The organism is uncultured Romboutsia sp. (assembly GCF_958366745.1).
GTDB lineage: Bacteria > Bacillota > Clostridia > Peptostreptococcales > Peptostreptococcaceae > Romboutsia > Romboutsia timonensis.
Genome location: NZ_CATXCO010000246.1, coordinates 1 through 3,322, shown reverse-complemented (window position 1 = coordinate 3,322; position 3,322 = coordinate 1). Strand labels below are relative to the sequence as shown.

Annotated in this window: 2 protein-coding genes; both read right to left on the bottom strand. The window is 24.6% G+C overall.

Annotated elements, in window-relative coordinates; genetic code table 11:
* Positions 1-394: polysaccharide deacetylase family protein (locus tag Q5F54_RS12145; protein ID WP_331562785.1), on the bottom strand; the 394-nt coding region annotated here is incomplete at its 3' end.
* A 203-nt stretch (positions 395-597) separates the two neighbouring features.
* Positions 598-3,322 (bottom strand): two-component regulator propeller domain-containing protein (locus tag Q5F54_RS12140; protein WP_302334505.1); only part of this gene is annotated, 2,725 nt, incomplete at its 5' end.

Genomic DNA, 3,322 nt, shown 5'->3' with positions numbered 1-3,322 from the left:
CAGTATCAGGAGAATAAGTAATATAATGAGAAGTAACAAAGAAAATAGCCTTTACATTCTTTTCTTTTAAAACATCTAAAATTTGTTCAGTATATCCATTTTCATATCCTTCATCAAAAGTTAAATACAATGACTTAACATTTGGTGATTTAGGACCATTATAAATTGCATCATAATCACTTAATTTAAAGTTTAATTTATCATTAATATCAGGTGTTCTAGATTCATTGTTAGGTATAAAAAACCAATTTATACAAGTATTATCCAAACCAGTAGATTTAGTTTCTAATCTTTTATTATTTAAACCATTATAAATATTTGTACCCATCCTAGAACAACCATACAAAGAAGTACATAAAGATAATACAAGTAAAATAGATGTAAGTTTCTTCAAAAATAGCACCTTCTTTATTAAAAATTAAATCTTTATATTGATTATGATTCCATGCAACAGTTACATTATAAGTGGAAAATTTATTAAAATTATGAATTAAAATAAAAAAATAGCTAGACATATCTAGCTATTTTTATTTTAAATTTATCATATAATTACCTAATATAGCTTAAAAATAATTAAACTAATATTTCTTTTATTATTTAATCATTATTTACTGGAAGTATTATTATAAACTCACTACCTACGCCAACTTCACTTTCTACATATATATCTCCACCGTGAAGTGTTATAAGCTGCTTACTTATAGTAAGTCCTAAACCACTTCCTCCTTTTAATTCAGCACTTTTATCTACAACTTGATTAAATCTATCAAATATTAGCCTTTTATTTTCTTCACTAATACCTATTCCACTGTCCTTTACAGATATCTTCACTTTATCATCTAAGTCTTTTATAGTAACTTCAATTAATCCACCTTCAGAAGTAAATTTAACAGCATTACCAACTAGATTTATAATGCATCTTTCTATTTCTGTTTTATCACATCTAACAGTTTTTTCTTCTACATCTGTATCAAAGATTAATTCAATTCCTTTTTCCTCAATATAGTCTTTCATATCAAGTACAGTTTCTTCTACTAAATAAACTATATCCTCATCTTTTTTAGTTAATACATAGCTATTATTTTCAATTTTTGAATTATCAATTAGATTATTAATTAAATTTAATAACCTAGAAGTATTTCTATCCATTATATCCATATAATAAGATAGTTTTTCAGGCGTTATAAATACTTCTTTTTTGCAAAGATTTTTTATTAATTGATTGATGCTAGTTAAAACATTTAGAGGTGTTCTAAGCTCATGGGATAGATTAATAAAGTAATTATTTTTATTTTGTTCTAATGTTAGTACCTTTTTGAATAATTCCATATTTTTATCCATCTGATATCTTAAATCAACAGTTTTTTCATTAACCAATCTATCTAGTTTGTCTACCCTGTATTGATTTCTAATTAACCACACGACTATTAATAATAAATATAAACACATTGCAAGTTTACTTTTCCAAAAATGAGGTTTAATAGTAAACTTAACTATACTTTCTTCTCCTACAACTCCATGCTGTGTTTTAGCTTTTATTCTTAATGTATAATCACCTTCACTTAAATTTGCAAATTCAATAGAGTTATTTTCTGTTTCGTTCCAATCATTAGATAAACCATCTAATTTATAGTAGTATTTAGTTGTTTTGGTATAATCATCTGTAAAAAAACTTATTTTTATATTTTTTTCATTATACTTAAGTTTAGTATTAGATATATCTTTTTTGTTTACTCCATTTACTTCAACTCTATCAAGTATAACCTTTGGTTTAAATTTTGATACCTCTATATTATCAGGATTAAATACATTAAATCCATTTATCCCACCAAAGTACATATAACCGTTATTACTATCTTTAAAACAAGCTCTTCCGTTAAACTCATTAGATTGAAGGCCATCTATTATAGTAAAATTCTCAAATGTATTTTCTTTAGTGCAAAGTTTAGATATACCTCCATTTGTACTCATCCATATATTATTATTATCATCAACCAATATACCATATATAGTATTATCTATAAGTCCATCTTTTTCTGTATACCTTTTAAAAGTATCTTTTTTCACATCAAGAATATTTAATCCATAGCCTGTTCCAACTAGTACATTTCCATTTAAATCCTCATTTATAAAAATTATACAGTCATTGCTTATACTCGTTTCATTATTCTTAATATTTTTATATATTTTATATTCCTTAGTATTTGGATTAAATTTTATTAATCCTCCTCCTAAAAAACATCCTATATAATAATTTCCTTTTGAATCTTCATAAATAGATCCTATAAATTTATCCGTTACTTCCATATCATCAAGTATATATGTAATATCTATAAGTTTATTATTTGAATCTAATACTACTAGTCCATTATTAGTTCCTATAAATAAACAACCTTTAGAGTCTACAAACAAACATGTTATTAGGTTTGATGGTAAACCTTCTTTTGTTGTATAATTTGTTATATTATAATTTTCACCATTTTTGACTAAAATAGATAAACCATTATTAGTTCCTATAAATACCTTATCTTTATATCCAGTTATATCATGTATTTTATTACTAATTAAATTACTATTTTCTGTATTTAAATACTTAATTTCTTGACCATCCATGATATTTACGCCTTGTTCACTAGTTCCCATCCATAATAGATTGTCATCATCTTTATGTATACCATAAATTGAATCTCCACTTAGACTATTATAATCATATGGATCTGACTTAAAATGTAAAAAGTTAGTATTTGGATTAAATGTAGATATTCCTTTACTCGTACCTATCCATATAAGTCCACTTTTATCTTTAAACAAGCAAATTACTGAATTATCTATTAAGGTATTTCTCTCATATGCTTTTTTACTATATGATTTAAATTTTTCAGTTTCATAATCAAAAGCACAAATACCTTTATCTGTAGCAATCCAAAGCTTACCATTTGAATCATTTATTGCATCTCTTATATTATCACTTGATATTGAAAATTCACTTGTACTATTTTTATAGTTCTTTATGGTTTTATCATTTAAGTTAATTCTAAATAATCCATTACCTAGAGTACAAACCCATAGGCTCCCTTTTGAATCATCATATACATTATATACTGCAAAATTTCCTATAGTATCTTTATAATGTTTTACTAAGTTTAAATACTTATCTAATTCTATAAGACCTTTATTAGTACCTACCCATATATGACCATTAGAATCTTCTTTTACCGAATATATATATTGGCTTTGAAGCTGATTTTCTTTTGACATAATACTATTGAATGTATCTTTTTCTTCATCGTATAAATTGACTCCATTTATGCAAAAAACAATA